The 22,320-nt window shown below is 70.4% G+C and carries 16 protein-coding genes; 3 read left to right on the top strand and 13 right to left on the bottom strand.

Features of this window, described 5'->3' with window-relative positions; all coding sequences use genetic code 11:
* Positions 1 to 3: 3 nt before the first annotated feature.
* The 4 genes from IOD14_RS08510 to IOD14_RS08495 all read right to left on the bottom strand — a co-directional run bounded on the left by IOD14_RS08510 (position 4) and on the right by IOD14_RS08495 (position 5,079).
* Positions 4 to 1,713 carry an urease subunit alpha gene (locus tag IOD14_RS08510; protein WP_212669985.1) on the bottom strand — a complete coding sequence of 570 codons (1,710 nt, stop codon included), beginning with the start codon at positions 1,711 to 1,713 and terminating at the stop codon, positions 4 to 6.
* Positions 1,710 to 2,516, bottom strand: a complete 807-nt coding sequence (ureA, locus tag IOD14_RS08505; RefSeq protein WP_212669984.1) for an urease subunit gamma — start codon at positions 2,514 to 2,516, stop codon at positions 1,710 to 1,712. The genes IOD14_RS08510 and ureA overlap by 4 nt, the downstream gene beginning before the upstream one ends.
* A gap of 174 nt (positions 2,517 to 2,690) precedes the next feature.
* On the bottom strand, positions 2,691 to 3,779 hold the full coding sequence (locus IOD14_RS08500; protein ID WP_123991800.1) for a branched-chain amino acid aminotransferase: 1,089 nt from the start codon (positions 3,777 to 3,779) through the stop codon (positions 2,691 to 2,693).
* A gap of 256 nt (positions 3,780 to 4,035) precedes the next feature.
* Entirely contained in the window at positions 4,036 to 5,079 is a 1,044-nt protein-coding gene (locus tag IOD14_RS08495) for a 3-isopropylmalate dehydrogenase (protein WP_123991799.1), read from the bottom strand.
* A 142-nt stretch (positions 5,080 to 5,221) separates the two neighbouring features.
* Between IOD14_RS08495 and IOD14_RS08490 the strand changes: the two genes are divergently transcribed.
* Positions 5,222 to 6,772 (top strand): metallophosphoesterase family protein, encoded by a 1,551-nt coding sequence (locus IOD14_RS08490; protein ID WP_212669983.1) that lies wholly within the window; start codon positions 5,222 to 5,224, stop codon positions 6,770 to 6,772.
* Positions 6,773 to 6,823: 51 nt separating this feature from the next.
* Here IOD14_RS08490 and IOD14_RS44730 read toward each other — a convergent pair whose 3' ends face one another.
* The 3 genes from IOD14_RS44730 to IOD14_RS08480 all read right to left on the bottom strand — a co-directional run bounded on the left by IOD14_RS44730 (position 6,824) and on the right by IOD14_RS08480 (position 9,863).
* The gene (locus tag IOD14_RS44730) at positions 6,824 to 6,955 is read right to left on the bottom strand and encodes a hypothetical protein (protein WP_107056436.1); all 132 of its coding nucleotides are present in this window, start codon (positions 6,953 to 6,955) and stop codon (positions 6,824 to 6,826) included.
* Positions 6,956 to 7,265: 310 nt separating this feature from the next.
* The gene (gene pruA / locus IOD14_RS08485) at positions 7,266 to 8,897 is read right to left on the bottom strand and encodes an L-glutamate gamma-semialdehyde dehydrogenase (protein WP_123991797.1); all 1,632 of its coding nucleotides are present in this window, start codon (positions 8,895 to 8,897) and stop codon (positions 7,266 to 7,268) included.
* 39 nt (positions 8,898 to 8,936) lie between these two features.
* A complete protein-coding gene (locus tag IOD14_RS08480; RefSeq protein ID WP_212669982.1) occupies positions 8,937 to 9,863 on the bottom strand; it encodes a proline dehydrogenase family protein in 927 nt (308 codons plus the stop codon).
* A 107-nt stretch (positions 9,864 to 9,970) separates the two neighbouring features.
* On the opposite strand from IOD14_RS08480, the gene IOD14_RS08475 reads away from it, so the two are divergent.
* Positions 9,971 to 11,311, top strand: coding sequence for a helix-turn-helix domain-containing protein (locus tag IOD14_RS08475; protein ID WP_212669981.1), 1,341 nt, complete (start codon positions 9,971 to 9,973; stop codon positions 11,309 to 11,311).
* 68 nt (positions 11,312 to 11,379) lie between these two features.
* On the opposite strand, the gene IOD14_RS08470 is transcribed toward IOD14_RS08475, so the two are convergent.
* A complete protein-coding gene (locus tag IOD14_RS08470; protein ID WP_212669980.1) occupies positions 11,380 to 11,979 on the bottom strand; it encodes a TetR/AcrR family transcriptional regulator in 600 nt (199 codons plus the stop codon).
* 76 nt (positions 11,980 to 12,055) lie between these two features.
* Here IOD14_RS08470 and IOD14_RS08465 point away from each other — a divergent pair, with 76 nt between their 5' ends.
* Positions 12,056 to 13,606 (top strand): MFS transporter, encoded by a 1,551-nt coding sequence (locus tag IOD14_RS08465; protein WP_212669979.1) that lies wholly within the window; start codon positions 12,056 to 12,058, stop codon positions 13,604 to 13,606.
* Positions 13,607 to 13,666: 60 nt separating this feature from the next.
* Here the strand turns inward: IOD14_RS08465 and serA are convergent, their stop codons facing one another.
* From serA to IOD14_RS08440, 5 genes are all read right to left on the bottom strand, one after another.
* Positions 13,667 to 15,256, bottom strand: a complete 1,590-nt coding sequence (gene serA, locus IOD14_RS08460) for a phosphoglycerate dehydrogenase (protein ID WP_007384881.1) — start codon at positions 15,254 to 15,256, stop codon at positions 13,667 to 13,669.
* Positions 15,257 to 15,488: 232 nt separating this feature from the next.
* Positions 15,489 to 16,487: a ketol-acid reductoisomerase gene (ilvC, locus tag IOD14_RS08455; RefSeq protein ID WP_123991792.1), complete on the bottom strand. Its 999-nt coding sequence runs from the start codon at positions 16,485 to 16,487 to the stop codon at positions 15,489 to 15,491.
* A 110-nt stretch (positions 16,488 to 16,597) separates the two neighbouring features.
* Positions 16,598 to 17,125, bottom strand: a complete 528-nt coding sequence (ilvN, locus tag IOD14_RS08450; RefSeq protein WP_123991791.1) for an acetolactate synthase small subunit — start codon at positions 17,123 to 17,125, stop codon at positions 16,598 to 16,600.
* 21 nt (positions 17,126 to 17,146) lie between these two features.
* On the bottom strand, positions 17,147 to 18,991 hold the full coding sequence (locus tag IOD14_RS08445; protein ID WP_174269332.1) for an acetolactate synthase large subunit: 1,845 nt from the start codon (positions 18,989 to 18,991) through the stop codon (positions 17,147 to 17,149).
* A gap of 207 nt (positions 18,992 to 19,198) precedes the next feature.
* On the bottom strand, positions 19,199 to 22,195 hold the full coding sequence (locus IOD14_RS08440; RefSeq protein WP_212669978.1) for an EAL domain-containing protein: 2,997 nt from the start codon (positions 22,193 to 22,195) through the stop codon (positions 19,199 to 19,201).
* Positions 22,196 to 22,320: the final 125 nt, after the last annotated feature.

Genomic DNA, 22,320 nt, shown 5'->3' with positions numbered 1-22,320 from the left:
GTCCTAGAGGAAGTAAAGACGGTTGAGGGAGACCGAGTCGGCCGGTGCGGAGGTGAGCGGCTCGCCGTCCAGCGTCACCAGGCCGGTGTGCCGGTCCACGTCCACCGCTCCGGTACGGGAGTTGAGGCGCAGGTCGGCCGGTCCGATGCCGCGGGTGCCGCGTACGGCGACCCTTCTCCTGCGGGTCGGCATCAGGTCGTGGCCCTGGTCGAGGGCGGCCTGCGCGACGAAGGCGACGGAGATCTCGGCGGGGGTGGCGCCGTGCGCCCCGAACTGCGGTCCCAGGACGAGGGGTTCGCAGGTGTCGGTGGCCGCGCCCGGGTCGCCGACCACGCCGTATGCCGGGAACCCGGACTTCAGGACGAGCTGCGGCTTGGCGCCGAAGTACTCCGGCCGCCACAGCACGAGGTCGGCCAGTTTGCCGACCTCGATCGAGCCGATCTCGTGTGAAAGGCCGTGGGCGATGGCCGGGTTGATGGTCAGCTTGGCCATGTAGCGCAGGACGCGCTCGTTGTCGTGGTCGTCGGGCGCGCCGAACTCGGCCTTCATCTTCCCGGCCATCGCGAAGGTACGGCGGACCGTCTCGCCGGCCCGCCCCATGCCCTGCGCGTCCGAGGAGGTGATGCCGATCGCGCCCAGGTCGTGCAGGACGTCCTCGGCGCCCATGGTCCCGGCGCGGATGCGGTCACGGGCCATGGCGGCGTCGCCGGGCAGGTCGAGTTTCAGGTCGTGGACGGAGACGATCATGCCGTAGTGCTCGGCAACGGCGTCCCGGCCGAAGGGCAGGGTGGGGTTGGTGGAGGAGCCGATGACGTTCGGGACGCCGGCCATCTTGAGCACGTTCGGCACGTGTCCGCCGCCGCAGCCCTCGATGTGGAAGGCGTGGATGGTCCGGCCCTCCAGCACGCGCAGGGTGTCCTCCACGGACAGGCACTCGTTCAACCCGTCGCTGTGCAGGGCGACTTGGACGTCGTGGTCCTCGGCGACGCGCAGGGCGGTGTCCAGGGCGCGGGTGTGGGCGCCCATGTCCTCGTGCACCTTGAAGCCGCAGGCGCCGCCTTCCGCCAGGGCCTCGGTCAGGGGGGCGGGAGTGGAGGACGAACCCCGGCCGAGGAAGCCGATGTTGACCGGCCAGGCGTCGAAGGCGCCGAACGCGTGCCGCAGCGCCCAGGGCGAGTTGACCCCGACGCCCCACACGGGCCCGAACTCCTGCCCGATGATCGTGGTCACCCCGGACGCCAGCGAGGCCTCCATGATCCGCGGCGACAGCAGATGGACGTGGGTGTCGACGGCTCCGGCGGTGGCGATGAGCCCCTCGCCGGACACGATGGAGGTACCGGTACCGACGACGACGTCGACCCCGTCGAGGGTGTCGGGGTTCCCGGCCCGCCCGAGGGAGCAGATCCGCCCCTCCCGGATCCCGATGGAGACCTTGCGGATCCCCTGGACGGCGTCGATCACGACGACGTTGCTGACGACGACGTCACAGGTCTCGCGCACGGCGGCCGCCTTGAGGTGCAGCCCGTCCCGCGCGGTCTTGCCGAACCCCGCGAGGAACTCGTCCCCGTACCGCTGCGAGTCCTCCTCGACCCGGATCACCAGCCCGGAGTCCCCGAGCCGGACACGGTCACCGGCCCGGGGGCCGTGAGTGGCCGCGTACTCATGAGGCGTGAGACGCCGAGCCTCGGCAGGATGCCCACCCGGACGACTCATCGACCGACCTCCCACTCGAACGAGACCGGCTCATCGGGGTCACCGGGACGGGGGGCTTGGCCGGGGGTGGTGGGGCGCGGGGCCTGGCCGGGGTCACCAGGGTGCCGCCCCTCCCCGCCCGCCCCCGGCGCCGCACCCAGGTAGCCGCAGGCCGCCGCTCGTCGCAGGGCTTCCTCCCTGGCTCCCGGCGCGTCCAGCGGGCCGTCGACGAGTCCGGCGAAGCCGATGGCCACGCGGGCGCCGCCGATCGGGACGAGGCCGACCTCGGCGCTCTCCCCCGGCCCGAAGCGCACGGAGGACCCGGCGGGGACGGCGAGCCGCATGCCGTAGGCGGCGGCCCGCTCGAAGTCGAGGCGCGGGTTGGCCTCGAAGAAGTGGAAGTGGGAGGTGACGGAGACGGGCACGGCGGCCGTGTTGGTGACGGTCAGCCGTACGACCGCCGCCGGATCCACGTGCGCCGGCCCCGGCAGCAGCGCCCCCGGGCCCGCGTCGCCGAGCCCCCCGCCGATCGGGTCGCTCACCACCGCGAGCCGCGAACCGTCGTCGAAGACCGCCTCGACATGGACCTCGGTGACGACGTCCGCGACACCGGGCAGCACGTCGTCGGGCCCGAGCACCGACCGCGCGCGCTCGACGGCCTCGGCCAGCCGTGCCCCGTCCCGGGCGGCCTCGCACACGGTGTCCGCGATGAGCGCGGTCGCCTCAGGGACGTTCAGCCTCAGACCGCGGGACCGGCGCGCCCGCGCCAGCTCGGCGGCCCCGAAGAGCAGCAGCCGGTCTCGTTCGGTGGGGGTCAGCCGCATATCGTTCCCTCCTTTAGAGCGTCACTCTAAACATCTTCGACAGAGGAAGGAAGAGGTTGCGGCAGGCATCGGACACATCACATCGAGCATCGCTCTAAATGGAGATCACAGCACAGCATGCGTCAGGGCCGCCGCGGAACCCGTCTCCGCGGCGGCCCTGACGTACCGGTAGGACTAGCCCAGCTTGTGCATCCAGCCGTGCTTGTCGTCCCTGACCCCGCGCTGGATGCCCAGCAGCGCCTCACGCAGCTTGCCGGTGACCTCGCCGGGCGTGCCGTCGCCGTGGGTCCAGGCGTCCGTCTTCGTCTTGACGTGGCCGATCGGCGTGACAACAGCCGCGGTGCCGCAGGCGAAGACCTCGGTGAGGGCGCCGGAGGCGGCGTCGGCGCGCCACTGGTCGAGGGTGATCACACCCTCCTCGGCGGTGTAGCCGAGGTCGCGGGCGACCTGGAGGAGGGAGTCGCGGGTGATGCCCTCGAGGATGGAGCCGGTCAGCGCCGGCGTGACGATCCGGTCGCCGTAGACGAAGGCGATGTTCATGGAGCCGGACTCCTCGACCTTGGTGCGGGTCACCGCGTCGAGGTAGACGACCTGGTCGCAGCCGTGGGCGGCGGCCTCGGCCTGCGGGAGGAGCGAGGCCGCGTAGTTGCCGCCGGTCTTGGCGTCACCGGTGCCGCCGGGGACGGCACGGACGTGGTCCTCGGAGACCCAGATGGTGACCGGCTTGACGCCCCCGGCGAAGTACGCGCCGGACGGGGAGGCGATCAGCATGAAGAGGTACTCGTTGGCCGGGTGGACGCCGAGCGCGGCCTCCGTGGCGAACATGAACGGGCGCAGGTAGAGGGACTCCTCGCCACCGTGCGGCGGGACCCAGTCGGCGTCCTGGCCGATCAGCGCGTCGAGGGCCTCGATGAAGAGCTCCTCGGGCAGCTCGGCCATCGCCATCCGGCGGGCGGAGTTGCGGAAGCGCCGGGCGTTGGCCTCGGGCCGGAACACGGCGACCGAGCCGTCGGCCTGGCGGTACGCCTTCAGGCCCTCGAAGATCTCCTGGCCGTAGTGCAGGACGTGCGTGGAGGGGTCGAGGGAGATCGGGCCGTAGGGGACGAGCTGCGCGTCGTGCCAGCCGCGGCCCTCGGTCCACTTGATCGTCACCATGTGGTCGGTGAAGTGGCGGCCGAACCCGGGACTGGCCAGGATCGCCTCGCGCTCGGCGGCGGAGAGCGGGCTGGCGGAGGGCTTGAGCTCGATCGTGGGCGTCGTCATGAGTGGTTGTCCTTCACCGGTTGTGTAGTGACGGGCCGCGCTCACGCCCTTTTACTGTCAGTGACCAGTGCTAGGACGTCCGAGCATTCCCTCATTCCGCGGCTCCGCGTTCGATTATCGCAAGCGGGGAGCCGGGGAAGAAACGGCGTGAAATGCGACCCAGGGGATGATGGTGACACCCGGCGGGGGACATGCGAAAGCCGCCGGGTGCGAGTGACCCGGCGGCTTCGAATGCTTTTTCGAGTGATCCGCCCGGTCAGCCGGCTACTCGTACGGCCAGCGCGTCGCCGATCTCGGCGGTGCTGCGGGCGGGCTTGCCGGTGCGCTCGGCGAGGTCGGCGGAGACCGCCTCCTCGATGCGGGCGGCCTCGGCCTCGTAGCCGAGGTGACGCAGGAGCAGGGCGACGGACAGGACCGTGGCGGTGGGGTCGGCCTTGCCCTGGCCGGCGATGTCCGGGGCCGAGCCGTGGACGGGCTCGAACATGGACGGGAACTCGCCGCTCGGGTTGATGTTCCCGGAGGCGGCGACGCCGATGCCGCCGGAGACGGCCGCGGCGAGGTCGGTGATGATGTCGCCGAAGAGGTTGTCGGTGACGATCACGTCGAACCGGGCCGGGTCGGTGACCAGGTAGATCGTGGCCGCGTCGACGTGGATGTAGTCGGTGGTGACCTCGGGGAACTCCGCGGCCACCTTGTTGAAGATGTTCGTCCACAGGTGCCCGGCGAAGGTCAGCACGTTGTTCTTGTGGACCAGCGTGAGCTTCTTGCGCGGGCGGGCCTGGGCGCGGGCGAAGGCGTCGCGGACCACGCGCTCGACACCGAAGGCCGTGTTCACGGAGACCTCGGTGGCGACCTCGTGCTCGGTGCCCTTGCGGATGGTGCCGCCGTTGCCGGTGTACGGGCCCTCGGTGCCCTCGCGGACGACGACGAAGTCGATGGCCGGCTCGCCCTTCAGGGGCGTGTCGACACCGGGGAGCAGCTTCGACGGACGCAGGTTCACGTGGTGGTCGAAGGCGAAGCGGAGCTTGAGCAGGAAGCCGCGCTCCAGCACACCCGAGGGGACCGACGGGTCGCCGATGGCGCCCAGCAGGATCGCGTCGTGCTTCTTCAGCGCGTCGAGGTCGGCGTCGGTGAGGGTCTCACCGGTGGCGTGGTAGCGCCGGGCACCGAAGTCGAAGTCCTTGGTCTCCAGCTTCACATCCTGCGGAAGGACGGCGGAGAGGACCTTCAGACCTTCGGCCACGACCTCCTGGCCGATGCCGTCACCGGGAATCACTGCGAGATTGATGCTGCGAGACATGCGGGAACCCTACTCCTCGTCCCATGGGATGACACCGGCTGTCCGCGATACGGACATGTGCGCGGCTCCGGGCGTCAGCCCTTCGACTGGCGTTCACCCGTAGGTATGGCGGTCGTTGAGGTCCGCTGGGAACTTCATCGTCATGGACCTCCCCGACTTCGGCCTTCCGCCCCGGCTCGCGCGTCGCCTCAGCATGGCCGAGCAGCACGAGTACCTGCGGACGAAGCTGACCCGCCGCCGCACGCTGGTGACCGCGGGCGCGGTGGCGGGCGGCCTGCTGACGGGCTGCTCCACCGAGGGGACGTCCACCGCGGCCCCCTCCCCCACGACCGCGGTCCACGGCTCCGCCGTCTCCCCCTTCGGCCGCCATCTCGCCTTCGGTGCCGATCCGAGGACCCGGATGCGGATCTCCTGGCAGGTCCCGCTCGCGGTCCGGAAGCCGTTCGTCCGAGTCGGTCTGCGGCCCGACGACCTGAGCCGCCGGATCGAGGCCGAACTCCGCCCCCTGCACACCCCGGGACAGACCGGCGTGCGCCTCGCCCTAGACCAGTACTACCTGCACGCGGCCCTCGACGGGCTGCGCCCCGGCACGACCTACTACTACGGCGTCGGCCACGACGGCTTCGACCCGGCGGACGCGCGCCACCGCTCGACCATCAGCGAATTCCGTACGGCCCCGTCGAGCCCGGAGAAGTTCGCCTTCACCGCCTTCGGCGACCAGGGGGTCGGCACCGCGGCTGCCGCGAGCGACAACCTCCTGCTGCGCCGGAAGCCCGCCTTCCACCTCCACGCCGGCGACCTCTGCTACGCCGACGGCAACGGCCAGGGCCTGAAGTCGGACGGCTACGACCCGGGCTTCTGGGACCTGTTCCTCAAGCAGAACGAGGAGGTCGCCCGGAGCGTGCCCTGGATGGTGACGACCGGCAACCACGACATGGAGGCCTGGTACTCCCCCGACGGCTACGGCGGCCAGCTCGCCCGCTGGTCCCTCCCGGACAGCGGCTTCGACCCGCGCTCGGCGCCGGGCGTGTACTCCTTCACGTACGGCAACGTCGGCGTCGTGGCACTGGACGCGAACGACGTGTCGTACGAGATCCCCGCCAACTTCGGTTACACGGACGGGAAGCAGACGAGGTGGCTGGAGAAGAGGCTCGGTGAACTGCGGGCCGACGAGGCGATCGACTTCGTCGTCGTGTACTTCCACCACTGCGCGTACTCGACGTCCTCGCACGCCTCCGACGGCGGGGTGCGTGCCGCGTGGCTGCCGCTGTTCGAGAAGCACCAGGTGGATCTGGTGATCAACGGGCACAACCACGTGTACGAGCGCACGGACGCCATCCGCGGCGGCGAGGTGGGCCGGTCGGTGCCGGTCGGCGGCGCCACGGATCCGACGCGGGACGGGATCGTCTACGTCACGGCGGGCGGGGGCGGCCGGGATCTGTACGGCTTCCCCGCGGGCGTGAAGGAGAGCTACGAGGGACGCGTGCACGACCACGAGTCCGTCGAGACCTTCCAGTGGACGAAGTCGAGGCAGTCCCGGAAGGAGACGGTGGAGTGGTCGCGGGTGCGCTACCGCGGCTTCTCGCTGCTCTCGGTGGAGGTGGAGAGCGGGGCGCGGCCACGGCTGACGGTGTCGGCGCTCGCGCAGAACGGGGAGCGCATCGACCGGTTCGAGGTGCGGCGCGGGGCCTGAGGGGCCCGCGCCACACCTCGTGCGGGTGCGGCTCCCGGCTTCGGGGGTCGGTCAGTGACCGGTCGAGCCGCCGTTGTCACGGCGGTCGAGGGCGCGCTGCAGGGCTGCGGCGGCGTTCTTGCGGTCGGACTCGCTGGTGCGGGAGATGTGACGGACTCGACGGCGGGCGGTCGTCTCGGCCATGAGAAATCGACTCCTTCGAATTCCAGGGAAGGGGACTACGAGACGCCGGAAGGGGCGGGGAGCGACGGGCCGCAGGGGTTGCCTGCACGGGGCCCGGCTCACGACCGCCATTCGCTTGATCGAGCGAGACGTTCGGCTCCTACAAAGCTAAGGGAGGACAGCCGGTCTGTCTCCACAATTACTCGGACTTCCTACTATCTGAGACGGTGCAGTGCATCACACGGCGCTGACCTGCGGATACTCACGACGGGGACCGGAGACGCAAAGAGGCCGGGCGACAGCCCGGCCCCTCTGTGCGTGCGACAGATCCTCAGCCCATGTGCGGGTAGCCGTAGTCGGTCGGCGGGACCAGCGTCTCCTTGATGGCGCGGGTCAGGGTCCAGCGCTGGAGGTTCTGCGGGGCGCCGGCCTTGTCGTTGGTGCCGGACGCGCGGCCGCCGCCGAAGGGCTGCTGGCCGACGACGGCGCCGGTCGACTTGTCGTTGATGTAGAAGTTGCCGGCCGCGTAGCGCAGCTTCTCCATCGTGTACGCGGCGGCCGCGCGGTCGCCCGCGATCACCGAGCCGGTCAGGGCGTAGTCGGAGACCGACTCCATCTGCGCCAGCATCTCGTCGTACCGGTCGTCCTCGTAGACGTGCACCGCGAGGAACGGGCCGAAGTACTCGGTGGTGAAGACCTCGTTCTCCGGGTCGGAGCACTCGACGACGGTCGGGCGGACGAAGTAGCCGACCGAGTCGTCGTAGGAACCGCCCGCGACGATCGTGCAGGTGGGGTCGGACTTCGCGCGGTCGATGGCGGCCTTGTTCTTGGCGAAGGCGCGCTCGTCGATGACGGCCCCGATGAAGTTGGAGAGGTCGGTGACATCACCCATGGTGAGGTAGTCGACCTCGGCCGCGAACTCCTCCTTGAAGCCGCTGTTCCAGATCGACGCCGGGATGTAGGCCCGGGAGGTGGCACTGCACTTCTGGCCCTGGTACTCGAAGGCACCGCGCGTGAGAGCGGTCTTGAGGATCGCGCGGTCGGCCGAGGGGTGGGCGACCACGAAGTCCTTGCCGCCGGTCTCGCCGACCAGGCGCGGGTAGGTGCGGTACTTCTCGATGTTGGCGCCGACCGTCTTCCACAGGTGCTGGAAGGTCTTGGTGGACCCGGTGAAGTGGATGCCGGCGAGGTCCCGGTGCTCCAGGGCGACCTTGGAGACCTCGATGCCGTCGCCGGTGACGAGGTTGATGACGCCCTTGGGCAGACCGGCCTCCTCGAGGAGCTGCATGAGCAGCACCGCGGCGTGGGTCTGGGTCGGGGACGGCTTCCAGACCACGACGTTGCCCATGAGCGCCGGGGCCGTCGGCAGGTTGCCCGCGATCGCCGTGAAGTTGAACGGCGTGATCGCGTAGACGAAGCCCTCGAGCGGGCGGTGGTCGAGGCGGTTCCAGACGCCCGGGGAGTTCGCCGGGGGCTGCTCGGCGAGCAGGTCGCGGGCGTACTTGACGTTGAAGCGCCAGAAGTCGACGAGCTCGCAGGGCGTGTCGATCTCGGCCTGCTGGGCCGTCTTGGACTGGCCGAGCATGGTGGACGCGGCAAGGGTCTCGCGCCAGGGGCCGGCGAGCAGTTCGGCGGCGCGCAGGATGATCGCGGCCCGGTCGTCGAAGGACATCGCGCGCCAGGCGGGCGCGGCGGCGAGAGCGGCGTCGATGGCGTCCTGGGCGTCCTGCTGGGTGGCGTTGGCGTAGGTGCCCAGGCGGGCCTTGTGGTTGTGCGGCTGCACGACGTCGAAGCGCTCACCGCCGCCCATCCGCTTCTCGCCGCCGATGGTCATCGGCAGGTCGACCGGGTTCTCGGCCAGCTCCTTGAGCTTCACCTCCAGCCGTGCCCGCTCGGGCGAGCCGGGGGCATAGCCGTGCACCGGCTCGTTGACGGGGGTGGGGACCTGGGTCACAGCGTCCATGGTTTCCGTAACTCCTTGTGCTTGAGCGGGTGTTCGGGCTCAGCCTTTGCTGATCATGCTGCGGACGAAGAAACGCAGGTTCGCCGGCTTCTCCGCGAGCCGCCTCATGAAGTAGCCGTACCAGTCGGTGCCGTAGGCCGTGTAGACGCGCATGCGGTGGCCCTCGGCGGCCAGGCGCAGGTGTTCGTCGCCGCGGATGCCGTAGAGCATCTGGAACTCGTACTCGTCGGGCTTGCGGCCCGCCTGCCGGGCGAGTTCCTGGGCGATGGAGATCAGGCGCGGGTCGTGGGAGCCGACCATCGGATACCCCTCGCCCTCCATCAGGACGCGCAGGACCCGGACGTACGCCTTGTCGATCTCGTGCTTCTGCTGGTAGGCGACCTCGGCGGGCTCCTTGTACGCGCCCTTCACCAGCCGCACCCGGCTGCCGGCCGCGGCGAGCCGGCGGGCGTCGGCCTCGGTGCGGAACAGGTACGCCTGGATCACACAGCCGGTCTGCGGGAAGTCCTTCCGCAGTTCCTCGTGGATGGCGAACATCGAGTCGAGGGTGGTGTGGTCCTCGGCGTCGAGCGTGACGGTCGTACCGATGGCGGCGGCGGCCTCGACGACGGGACGGACGTTGGCGAGCGCGAGCTCGTGCCCGCCCGGAAGCGCCTGGCCGAACATCGACAGCTTCACGGACATCTCGGCCCTGGTACCCAGTTCGAGCGTCCTGAGCCGCTCGACAAGTGCGAGGTAGGCGTCCCGGGCTGCCTCCGCCTGCTCGGGCGTGGTGATGTCCTCGCCGACCACGTCCATGGTCAGCTCCAGCCCCCTCGAGGTGAGCTCCTGGACGATCGGCACGATCTCGTCGACCGTCTCACCGGGGATGAAGCGGTCGACGACCCGCTTGGTCACCGGGGCCGCCGAGATCAGGCGTCGCATCCGGTCGCTGCGCGACGCGGCAAGAATCACGGGACCCAGCACGGGGCACCTCCACAGACCAGCAGACAGGACCACCGTGAAACCTAAGGATCCTCTCGATCGTCGGCCATCGACAGCTGTCACGCATCCGTGCCGCAGATCTCAGACAGATGTATGAAGGGCCCGGTGTCGTGCGGGAGAATGTCCGGGTGACGACGGATTCCAGAGGTGAGTACCAGGAGCTGGTCGACGAGATCTCGGAGCTCCTGGGCGTCCCGGCGACCCTGGAGAACCGTGACTTCGAGCTGATCGCCTTCGGTGCGTACGACAGTGAGGGCGAGCTCGATCCGTCGGCGCTGGACCCCGTCCGCACCCGCTCGATCCTGACCCGGCGCTCCACGGCCGCGGTCCGTACCTGGTTCGAGGGCTTCGGCATCACGCGGGCCGCCGGCCCGGTGCGGATCCCGCCGACCCCTGAGGCGGGGGTCCACCGGGGACGGATCTGTCTGCCCGTACGGCATCGGGGGGTCGTCCTCGGTTACGTCTGGCTCCTGGACTCCGACCCCGGCGACCCCGGCCCGACCGACCCGCAGCTGGACGCGGCCATGCGGGTGACGGCCCGGATCGGCGCCCTGCTCGCGGACGAGGCGCAGCACGGGGCCGACCTGAGCCGGGAGCTGCGGGCGGTGCTGACCGCCGAGCGCGGCTGGCAGGCCGACATGGCGGTGGCCGCCCTGCGCACGGCACTGGGGTCCCGCGGCGACGGCCCGTACGCCGTGGTGTGCGTCGCCCCGTGGCCGTCCGCCGACCCGGAGGACGCCCCGTCGGCCCGTACGATCCCGCACGCGACGGCCTCGTGCACGGTGCCGTGGGGCGTCTCGGCCCAGTCGCTGGCCGCGCTGGTGCGCCTGCGGGCGACGGACACGCTGACCCCGGCGAACTCCGCGGCGACCCGGTTGCTGGAGCGGGCGCGGGGCGTGGGAGCGGGCGCCGACGGCGAGACGCGCGCGACCGGGAACAAGGGCGGCGCACCGGAAGGCGGCAGCGGCGACCGGCCGGTCCAAGGCACGCAGGGCGCGGCGCGGGACACGGCGGTGGCTCCGGTCGCCGCCGGGATCGCTGCCGCGCGGGTGGGCCTCGCCGAGCTGGCCTCCGCCTGGCAGGAGGCGTCGGCCGCGGCCCGGGCCGCCCTCGCGGAACCCCGGTTCGGCCCGGTCGCGGAGTGGTCCCGCATCGGCCCGTACCGCCTGCTGACCTCACTCCCCCCGGACACGGCCCACGACCCGGTCGTACGCCCCCTCCTGTCCCCCGCCCACCGCGAACTGGCCCGCACCGCCGAGACCTACCTCGACTGCGCGGGCCAGGCCGCCCGCACCGCAGCCGAGCTGGGCATCCACCGCCAGACCCTCTACTACCGCCTGTCCCGCGTCGAACAGCTCACCGGCCTGGACCTGGACGACGGGGAGGACCGGCTGTTGCTGCACATGGCGCTGAAGGGGATGCGGCTGTAGGTCCCGGTCGGGTTCCCGGGGTCGGTGCCCCACCCTCTCGATGTACGGCCCGCTGACCCGCGGCCTGGTCAACCGCGACTGGTGGTCCTGCTCTTCGTCATTCCGGCGATCATCTGACGCAGACCCTCGGTGAGCTGTTCGCCGGTGGGCGCGGTCTTCGGGTCGAAGGTCCACTGGGCGATGAGGCCGGTCATGAGGGTCACGTAGAACATGCCGAGGGTGTCGGCGGTCTCGTCCGAGACGTCCTCCTCGCGCCCGCCCATGAGCATCGGAACGAACCCACGTCCGGCCTCCCGCTGGGCCCGTGCCAAGTGGTCGCGCACCTCGGGCAGTTGATCGCCCATGACCACGATCTCCATGCTGAGGTGCCAGATCGAGCCGGGTTCCCGCATGGTGGCGACGACGTTCGACCACACCTCCTGGAACCGTTCGAGGGAGCCGGGCTCGGCGGTCAGGGCGGTCCCGTCCCCCTCGAAGGCGTCGCCCATCGCCTCGACCAGCGACACGTACGCCTGCGCCAGGAGTGCGTCCTTCGAGCCGTAGTGGTAGCCGATCGAGGCGAGGTTGGTCCCCGACTCCTTGACGATGTCGCGCGCGGTCGTACGCACGAACCCCTTCTCCAGCAGGCAGCGCTTGGCGCCTTCGAGTAGATCCTCGCGATGTCCCATGCGCCCAGCCTATCTAGACAAGCGATTTATACAATCGTCATAGACAAGCGTTTAAGACGCTCGTATAGTCACCGGCATGACGAACTCGACGAGCACCACCACCCCGTCCGGCCGCGCCGGGCGACGCTGGGAGTCCCCCCTCTGGGGGAGGACCGCACTCGGCGTGCTGATGCTCCCGCTGCTGCTGGTCTCGATGGACGTCTCGGTCCTCTACTTCGCGATCCCGTCCATCAGCGCGGACCTGGAGCCGACCGGCACCCAGCAGCTGTGGATCTTCGACATCTACGCGTTCGTGCTCGCCGGCCTGCTGATGACGATGGGCTCGCTCGGCGACCGCGTCGGCCACCGCAGGCTCCTGCTGATCGGCGCCGCCGCCTTCGCCACCGCCTCACTGGTGGCGGCGTACGCGAACAGCGCCGAGATGCTCATCGCGGCCCGCGCGGTGCTCGGTATCGGCGGCGCGACCCTGATGCCGTCGACGATGGCCCTGCTCCGCACGATGTTCACCGACCCCGGCCAGCGCGCGAAGGCGATCGGTCTGTGGTCCGGCGTGATGACGGCCGGGATCGCGCTCGGCTCGGTGATGAGCGGTGTGCTGGTCGAGTACTTCTGGTGGGGATCGGTCTTCCTGGTCAACCTGCCCGCGATGGCACTGCTGCTGGTCCTCGGCCCGGCCCTGCTCCCCGAGTCCCGGAACGCCACCCCCGGCCGCTTCGACCGGCTGAGCGTCCCCCTGTCGATGGCCGCCGTGCTCCCCGTGGTCTACGGCCTCAAGGAGATCCCCTCGGAGGGCTGGAACGTCCGTTACGTCGTCTCGATCACCGTCGGCCTGCTCTTCGCGGCCCTCTTCGTCCACCGCCAGCGCACCGCGGCCTCGCCGATGATCGACCCCGCTCTGTTCCGCGGCCGCGGCTTCGCGCCGTCCGTCGCCCTGAACCTCGTCTCGGCGTTCGGGATCATGGGGTCGGCCTACTTCACCACGCAGTACCTGCAGTCCGTGCTCGACAAGAGCGCGCTGGAGGCCGCCCTGTGGGCGCTGCTGCCGTCAGTGCCGATCGGGGCCGCGGCGCCGGTCGCGACCGCGCTGGTCCAGAAGGGCGTCAACCGCGCCTCTGTCGTCACCGCGGGCTTCGCGATCGCCGCGGCCGGCTTCGCGCTGCTGGCCTTCGCCGGTACGGACTCGATGTGGCTGGTGCTGGCCTCCTGCGGTGTCCTCGCGGTCGGCGGCGTCATCGTGATGTCCCAGATCATGGACCTCGCGATGGGCACCGCCCCGGTGGAGCGGGCCGGTGCCGCGTCTTCCCTGATGGAGACCGGCTCGGAGTTCGGCGGTGCGCTGGGCATGGCGGTCCTCGGCTCCATCGGTACGGCCCTCTACCGACACGACATGCCGGCCTCGGCACCCGGCGTGGCCCGCGAGACGCTGGGCGGGGCGCTGGCCGTCGCCGATCGGGTACCGGGGCTGGCGACCGTGGCCCGGGAGGCGTTCACCAGCGGGATGCAGGGGGCGGCGATCGCGGGGGCGGTGCTGCTCGCGGGGGCGGCGGTGCTGGCTGCGGTGACACTGCGCCGGGTCGAGCTGCACACGCCCGAGGAGGCAGCGGAGCCGGAGAAGGTGCCCGTGTGACGGAAAAGCGCCGGGCGGGCCGAGGAAACCCTCGGCCCGCCCGGCGTTCGTGGTGCAGCGTCAGACCAGGTTCACCGCACGCGCGGACGTCGCGCCGATCTCCTCGGCGACCTCGGTCAGCACACCCGCGGGAACGGTGTCGTCGACCGTCAGGACGGCGAGCGCCTCGCCACCGGCGATCGCACGCGAGACCTGCATGCCGGCGATGTTGATGCCCGCCTCTCCGAAGATCCGCCCGACCGTACCGACGACACCGGGGCGGTCCTCGTACTTGAGGACGACCATGTGGTCGGCGAGCGCCAGGTCCACGTCGTACTCGCCGACCGCGACGATCTTCTGGAGGTGCTTGGGACCGGCCAGCGTGCCGGAGACCGAGACCTCCTCGCCGCTGCCGAGCGTGCCGCGCACGGTGACGACGTTGCGGTGGTCGGCCGACTCCGAGCTGGTCGTCAGCCGCACCTCGACACCGCGCTCCTGCGCGAACAGCGGGGCGTTGACGTACGACACGGTCTCGGCGACGACGTCCTCGAAGACACCCTTGAGGGCGCTGAGCTCCAGCACCTTCACGTCGTGCTGGGTGATCTCGCCGTACACCTCGACGTCGAGGCGGACCGCGACCTCACCGGCGAGCGCGGTGAAGATCCGGCCGAGGCGCTCGGCGAGCGGCAGGCCCGGCTTGACGTCCTCGGCGATCACGCCGCCCTGGACGTTCACCGCGTCCGGCACCAGCTCACCGGCGAGCGCGAGGCGCACCGAGCGGGCGACGGCGATACCGGCCTTCTCCTGGGCCTCGTCGGTGGAGGCGCCGAGGTGCGGGGTGGCGACGACCTGGTCGAACTCGAAGAGCGGGGAGTCGGTGCAGGGCTCCTTCGCGTACACGTCGAGACCGGCACCGGCGACCCGGCCCTCCTTCAGGGCGGAGTACAGCGCCTCCTCGTCGACGATCCCGCCGCGCGCGGCGTTGACGATCCGTACGCTCGGCTTGACCTTGCGCAGCGCCTCGTCGCCGATGAGGCCGACGGTCTCGGGGGTCTTGGGCAGGTGGACGGTGATGAAGTCGGAGACCTCGAGCAGCTCGTCCAGGGACAGCACCTTGACGCCCATCTGGGCGGCGCGGGCGGGCTGGATGTAGGGGTCGTAGGCGACGACCTTCATCCCGAAGCCGGACATGCGCTGAGCGACCAGCGCACCGATCCGGCCCAGACCCACGACACCGAGGGTCTTCTCGGCGAGCTCCACGCCCGTGTACTTGCTGCGCTTCCACTCGCCGTTCTTCAGCGCGGCGTTGGCCTGCGGGATGTGGCGGGCCGTGGCGACGAGGAGACCGCAGGCGAGCTCGGCGGCGGTCACGATGTTGGAGGTCGGCGCGTTGACGACCATCACGCCGGCCTTGGTGGCGGCGGAGACGTCGACGTTGTCCAGGCCGACGCCGGCTCGGGCGACGACCTTCAGCTTGTGCGCGGCGGCGATGGCCTCGGCGTCCACCTTGGTGGCGGAGCGGATCAGGATCGCGTCGACATCGGCGATGGCCGGGAGCAGTTCGGCTCGGTCCGCTCCGTTGCAGTGCCGGATCTCGAAGTCCGGGCCAAGCGCGTCCACGGTCGCGGGCGACAGCTCTTCAGCGATGAGTACGACAGGTTTCGAGCTCACGTGAGTCCTCACAAGTCCATTGCGTGCGGACGGCCGTCCCGACGGCCGCAGGCGGTGGAGGGTACTGGCCGCGTTGGAGACGCACGACGCTGTGGGCCTGACGCGTATGTAGTACGGCAGTGTAGTGGCGCGGCAAGGGTCGTCCCACGCCTCTGTGGAAGGATCACCCGTCCGTGATGCGACGGGTTGGACAACGGGGCCGGAGCTGTCCGCTCCGACCCCGCACGGAGACCTACGCCTCCTCGTCGACCCAGCTCATCAGCTTGCGGAGCTGCTTGCCGGTGGTCTCCAGCAGGTGCTCGGAGTCCTGCTGCTTGTACTCGTTGTACTTCTTCAGACCGCCGTGGTACTCGGCCATCCACTCACGGGCGAAGGTGCCGTCCTGGATCTCGGCGAGGACCTTCTTCATCTCGGCCTTGGTGGCGTCCGTGATGATCCGCGGGCCGGTGACGTAGTCGCCCCACTCGGCGGTCTCGGAGATCGACCAGCGCATCTTCTCCAGGCCGCCCTCGTACATGAGGTCGACGATGAGCTTCAGCTCGTGCAGGCACTCGAAGTACGCGATCTCCGGCTGGTAGCCGGCCTCGGTCAGCGTCTCGAAACCGGCCTTGACCAGCGCGGCCGTACCACCGCAGAGAACGGCCTGCTCACCGAACAGGTCGGTCTCGGTCTCCTCGGTGAAGGTCGTCTTGATGACGCCCGCGCGGGTGCCGCCGATGCCCTTGGCGTACGACAGCGCGAGCGCGAAGGCGTTGCCCGACGCGTCCTGCTCGACGGCCGCGATACACGGAACGCCGCGGCCCTCCTCGTACTGGCGGCGCACGAGGTGGCCCGGGCCCTTGGGGGCGACCATGCAGACGTCGACATTGGCCGGCGGCTTGATGAAGTCGAAGCGGATGTTCAGGCCGTGGCCGAAGAACAGCGCGTCGCCGTCGCTCAGGTTGTCCTTGATGGACTCCTCGTAGACCTGGGCCTGGATCGGGTCCGGGACCAGGATCATGATGACGTCGGCCTCGGCGGCGGCCTCGGAGGGCGTCACCACGCGCAGGCCCTGCTCCTCGGCCTTGGCCTTGGACTTGGAGCCCTCGTGCAGACCGACACGCACGTCGACACCCGAGTCACGGAGCGACAGCGCGTGGGCGTGGCCCTGGCTGCCGTAACCGATGACCGCGACCTTGCGGCCCTGGATGATGGACAGGTCGGCGTCGGCGTCGTAGAACAGCTCGGCCACTTTGGGTTCTCTCCTTGTGTGCAGGTGTTGCGTCCCACCGTATGACGGCGGGCTGAGATGAAGTGTCGGGGTCTCGGTATACGGGCGGCCGGGGCCGCCCGTACCCGGTGTCACGCGCTGCGGTCGAGGGCGCGCAGCGAGCGGTCCGTGATCGAGCGCGCGCCGCGGCCGATCGCGATGGTGCCGGACTGGACCAGTTCCTTGATGCCGAAGGGCTCCAGCATCTTGAGCATGGCGGACAGCTTGTCGCTGGAGCCGGTGGCCTCGATCGTGACGGCCTCCGGGGAGACGTCGACGGTCTTGGCGCGGAACAGCTGGACGATCTCGACGATCTGGGAGCGCGTCTCGTTGTCGGCGCGCACCTTCACCAGAACGAGTTCACGCTGAACCGCGGCGCCCGGCTCCAGTTCGACGATCTTCAGGACGTTGACCAGCTTGTTGAGCTGCTTGGTCACCTGTTCCAGCGGCAGTTCGTCGACCACGGTGACCACGATCGTGATGCGCGAGATCTCGGGGTGCTCGGTGACACCGACCGCGAGCGAGTCGATGTTGAAGCCGCGGCGGGAGAACAGGGCGGCGATCCGGGCCAGGATGCCCGGGGTGTTCTCCACCAGGACGGAGAGCGTGTGCTTGGACATGATCTTTTACGTCTCTCTCGCTCAGTCGTCTTCGTTGTCGCCGAAGTCGGGGCGGACGTCCCGGGCGGCCATGATCTCGTCGTTGGAGGTGCCGGCGGCGACCATCGGCCACACCATCGCGTCCTCGTGGACGATGAAGTCGACGACGACGGGACGGTCGTTGATGGAGTTCGCCTCCGCGATGACCTTGTCCAGGTCCTCCGGGCGCTCGCAGCGCAGGCCCACGCAGCCCATCGCCTCGGACAGCTTCACGAAGTCCGGCACGCGCGTGCCCTTCGCGTCCGGGTTGATGTCCTCCGGGCCGCTGTGCAGCACGGTGTTGGAGTAGCGCTGGTTGTAGAAGAGGGTCTGCCACTGCCGGACCATCCCGAGGGCGCCGTTGTTGATGATGGCGACCTTGATCGGGATGTTGTTCAGGGCGCAGGTGGTCAGTTCCTGGTTGGTCATCTGGAAGCAGCCGTCGCCGTCGATCGCCCAGACCGTGTTGCCCGGCATGCCGGCCTTGGCGCCCATCGCGGCCGGGACCGCGTAGCCCATGGTTCCGGCGCCGCCGGAGTTCAGCCAGGTCGCGGGCTTCTCGTACTGGATGAAGTGCGCGGACCACATCTGGTGCTGGCCGACGCCCGCGGCGAAGATCGTGCCCTCGGGGGCGAGCTGTCCGATCCGCTCGATGACCTGCTGCGGGGAGAGCGAGCCGTCGGCGGGCAGGTCGTAGCCGAGCGGGTAGGTCTCGCGCCACCGGGACAGGTCCTTCCACCAGGCGGTGTAGTCGCCCTGGTGGCCCTCGCTGTGCTCCTTCTGGACGGCCTGGACCAGGTCGGCGATGACCTCGCGGGCGTCACCGACGATCGGCACGTCGGCGGCGCGGTTCTTGCCGATCTCGGCCGGGTCGATGTCGGCGTGGACGATCTTGGCGTGCGGGGCGAAGCTGTCCAGCTTGCCCGTGACGCGGTCGTCGAAGCGGGTACCGAGGGCGACGATCAGGTCGGCCTTCTGCAGCGCGGTGACGGCGGTGACCGAACCATGCATGCCCGGCATTCCCACGTGCAGCGGGTGGCTGTCGGGGAATGCGCCGAGCCCCATCAGGGTGGTGGTGACGGGAGCTCCGGTGAGTTCTGCGAGGACCTTCAGCTCGGCGGTGGCACCGGCCTTGATGACACCGCCGCCGACGTAGAGGACGGGCCGCTTGGCCTGGGTGATCAGCTTGGCGCCCTCGCGGATCTGCTTGGCGTGCGGCTTGGTCACCGGACGGTAGCCGGGCAGGTCCATGACGGGCGGCCAGGAGAAGGTCGTCTTCGCCTGGAGGGCGTCCTTGGCGATGTCGACCAGGACCGGTCCGGGGCGGCCCGTGGAGGCGATGTGGAAGGCCTGCGCGATGACCCGCGGGATGTCCTCGGCCTTGGTGACCAGGAAGTTGTGCTTGGTGATCGGCATGGTGATGCCGACGATGTCCGCCTCCTGGAAGGCGTCCGTGCCGATCGCCTTGGAGGCCACCTGCCCGGTGATCGCCACGAGCGGCACCGAGTCCATGTGGGCGTCCGCGATCGGGGTGACCAGGTTGGTGGCACCGGGACCCGAGGTCGCCATGCAGACGCCGACCTTGCCGGTGGCCTGCGCGTAACCGGTGGCCGCGTGACCCGCGCCCTGCTCGTGACGGACCAGGACGTGCCGCACGCGGGTGGAGTCCATCAGCGGGTCGTACGCCGGAAGGATGGCACCGCCGGGGATACCGAATACCGTCTCGGCGCCGACCTCCTCGAGAGAGCGGATGAGGGACTGCGCGCCCGTGACGTGCTCGGGGGCGGACTGCTGTCCTCCGGATCGGGGCCGCGGCTGCGGATGGGCCCCGGTGGCCTGCTCGGTCATCGTCATTCTCTTCTCGATGCTGAGGGTGTGAAGCTGAGGTGGGGAGGCTGGGCAACAAAAAACCCCTCGTGCCATAAGGCAAGCGAGGGGAGCGCGCCGGGTGGGGATCGCTGAGCGGTCTGTGGCTCAGCGTCAGCCGACGCGCTTTCCAAGTACGAGAATTCGGGTGCGCATGAGACTGACCCTCCCCCCGGCACGCACTCACTGTCAAGTGGGTGGGACGGGAGTCTCATTATGTGAGCGGAGGGGCGTCCCACCACCGAGTACGGCAGTCATGCCACCGGTGTACACCCCCGCACCCCCGCCGGCGAACGCGGGCTCCGCCGAGCCGTGCGGCACCGGATAGTGCCCCGAGGCCAGCGCCCTGCGCAGCCGGTACTCGTCCAACGGCCCGGCGAACGCCATGCCCTGGCCGTGCGTGCAGCCCATCGCGCGCAGGGCGACCACCTGTTCGGGAAGGTCCACCCCGTCGGCCACGGACTGCAGCCCGAGGTCCCCGGCGATCCTGAGCAGCCCGCTGGTGATCTTGTGCAGCCGGGCGGACTCCACGACGCCCTCGACCAGACTGCGGTCGAGCTTCAGCACGTCGACGGGGAGTCTGCGCAGCGCGGTGATCGCCGCGTAACCGCTGCCGAACCCGTCCAGAGCGATCCGGACCCCGACGCGCCGGATCGCGGTCAGCCGGCGCTCCAGCTCGTCCAGGGAGACCCGGGGGTCGGTGTCGGAGAGCTCGATGACCAGGGAGCCCGAGGGCAGCCCGTGCCGGGTCAACAGCGCCTCGACGGAGCCCAGGGGCAGCGAGCGGTCGAGGAGCCGCTGGGCACTCATCCTGACCGCCACGGGCACGGTGAGGCCGTTGGCCGCCCGCTCGGCGGCCTGTTCCACGGCCTCCTCCAGGATCCAGCGCCCCAGCTCCTGCGTCCGGTCGCTGTCCTCGGCCACCCGCAGGAACTCCGCGGGCGTGAACAGCACCCCCTGGGAGGAGCGCCAGCGCGCCTGGGCGGAGAGCGAGGTGATCCGGCCGTCCTCCAGACAGACCACGGGCTGGTGCAGCAGGGCGAACTCGCCGTCGTGCAGCGCGGCACGCAGGCGTGTGGCCAGCTCCGCCTTGCGGACGACGTCCTGCTGCATCTGGGGCGCGTACAGCTCGACGCGGCCCTTGCCGCCCGCCTTGGCGCGGTACATCGCGAGGTCCGCGTTGCGCAGGAGCTCGCCCGCTCCGAGGCCGGGTTCGGCGAAGGCGACACCGATGGAGGCGGCGACCCGGACATCGTTGCCGTCGATGAGGTACGGCTGCGAGAGCGTGATCCTGAGACGGTCGGCGAGCTCCAGGATGTGGCCTTCGCGTGCGGTGCGGTCCCGGGTGCCGTCCCCGACGATCAGGGCGGCGAACTCGTCCCCGCCGAGCCGGGATGCGGTGTCGCCGTGGCGGACCGCGTCCTGCAGTCTGCGGGCGGCCTGGACGAGCAGTTCGTCCCCGGCCTGGTGTCCGATCGTGTCGTTGACGGCCTTGAAGCCGTCCAGGTCGATGAAGAGGACGGCCGTGCCGCGGTCGGAGGAACGGCGGCCGGACAGGGCCTGCTGGACGCGCCGGGTGAACAGGGCGCGGTTGGGCAGGTCGGTCAGCGGGTCGTGCTCGGCGTTGTGCTGGAGCTGCGCCTGCAGGCGCACTCTTTCGGTCACGTCCCGGCTGTTGAAGATGAGGCCGCCGTGGTGACGGTTGACGGTGGACTCGACGTTGAGCCAGCCGCCGTCGCCGGACTTGAAGCGGCACTCGATGCGGGTGGTGGGTTCTTCGAGGGGGTTGGCGGCGAGGAAGCGGCGCACCTCGTGCACCACGCAGCCCAGGTCCTCGGGGTGGATGAGACCGGCCAGTTCCGTGCCCACGAGTTCCTCGGCGGGGCATCCGTAGACGCCTGCGGCCGCCGGGGAGACGTAGCGGAGGATGCCGTTGGGTGCGGCGATCATGATGACGTCGCTGGAGCCCTGCACCAGGGAGCGGAAGTGGTTCTCCTTCTGCGCCAGTTCCTGGGTGAGGGTGATGTTGTCGAGCAGCATGATGCCCTGGCGCATCACGAGCGCGAGCACGACGGTGCCGCCGGTGAGCAGCACGACGCGGTCCACGCTGCGGCCGTTGAGGACGTTGTAGAGGATCCCCAGCGTGCAGACGGCGGCGGCGAGATACGGGGTGAGGGCCGCCAGCGACCCGGTGATGGGGCGGGTGGCCGGATACCGACCGTGCTCACCGCCCTGCGCTCCCTGCGCGGACGGGTGGTGCTGGATCCCGAACCGCTGCCTGGGCAGGTGTTCGTGGACCACGCGCGTGTGCCCGGCCGGCCGCTGCCGGTCACCGCCCGACAGCCGGGGCGCGGCCCAGGGGGCGTAGGCGAGGAGCAGGGAGCCGGCGAACCAGCCGGCGTCCAGCAATTGGCCGGAGCGGTAGTTGTTGTGGAGCAGCGGCGAGGTGAACAGGGCGTCGCACATCACGGTCAGGGCGAGCGCGCCGATCGCGGTGTTCACCGCGGTGCGGTTGACCGCCGAGCGCCGGAAGTGCAGGGCGAGGACCATGCTGACCAGGGCGATGTCCAGCAGCGGGTACGCCAGGGACAGCGCGGTGTGCGCGACGCTGGGCCCCTCCGACTTGGCCGCCTGGGCCAGGGCGAGGCTCCACGAGAGCGTGAGCAGCGAGCCGCCGATCAGCCAGGCGTCGAGGCCCAGGCAGACCCAACCCGCCTTCGTCACCGGCCGCTTGGCGAGGACCAGCAGGCCCACGATGGCGGGTGGCGCGAAGCAGAGGAAGAACAGGTCGGCGTAGCTCGGGTTGGGCACGTTGCGGCCCAGGACGACTTCGTACCACCCCCAGATCAGGTTGCCGAGGGACGCCATCGTCGAGGAGAGCGCGAAGAGCAGCCAGGCGGGCCGAAAGCGGACCCTGCGGTTGCGGGCGTAGACGAAGCACGACACGGCGGCGGTGCCCGCCGCGGCGCTCAGCCCGAAGTCGCCCATGATCAGGGCCGCTTCGCGCGAGCCCCAGCCGAGTGCGGAACCGACGGCGTATCCCGCGCACACCAGGGCGAGGAGGAGTTGGTGGACCAGGCTCGACCCGCCGCGGAAGGCCGGCGGCCGGGAGGGCAGCGCCCCCCGTGCGGGCCGGGCCCGCAGCGCTCCGTCGAGAGTGGTCGTGGGAGACGGGGGCGAACTCACCGGGCCCTCCCGGTCCGCGCCGCTCCGGGGTCCCGGGGGTCCGGGTGCGCCGGGTGCGCATGCCTCCTGCGGCTGTTGTGCCTGCGGTGGTGATGGCTGTGGTGACCGCCGTGACCGGCGTGGTG

It is taken from the genome of Streptomyces sp. A2-16 (genome assembly GCF_018128905.1).
Classification (GTDB): Bacteria; Actinomycetota; Actinomycetes; order Streptomycetales; family Streptomycetaceae; genus Streptomyces.
Note: the sequence above shows the minus strand (reverse complement) of the source record. Positions and strands in the feature narration are given on the sequence as shown.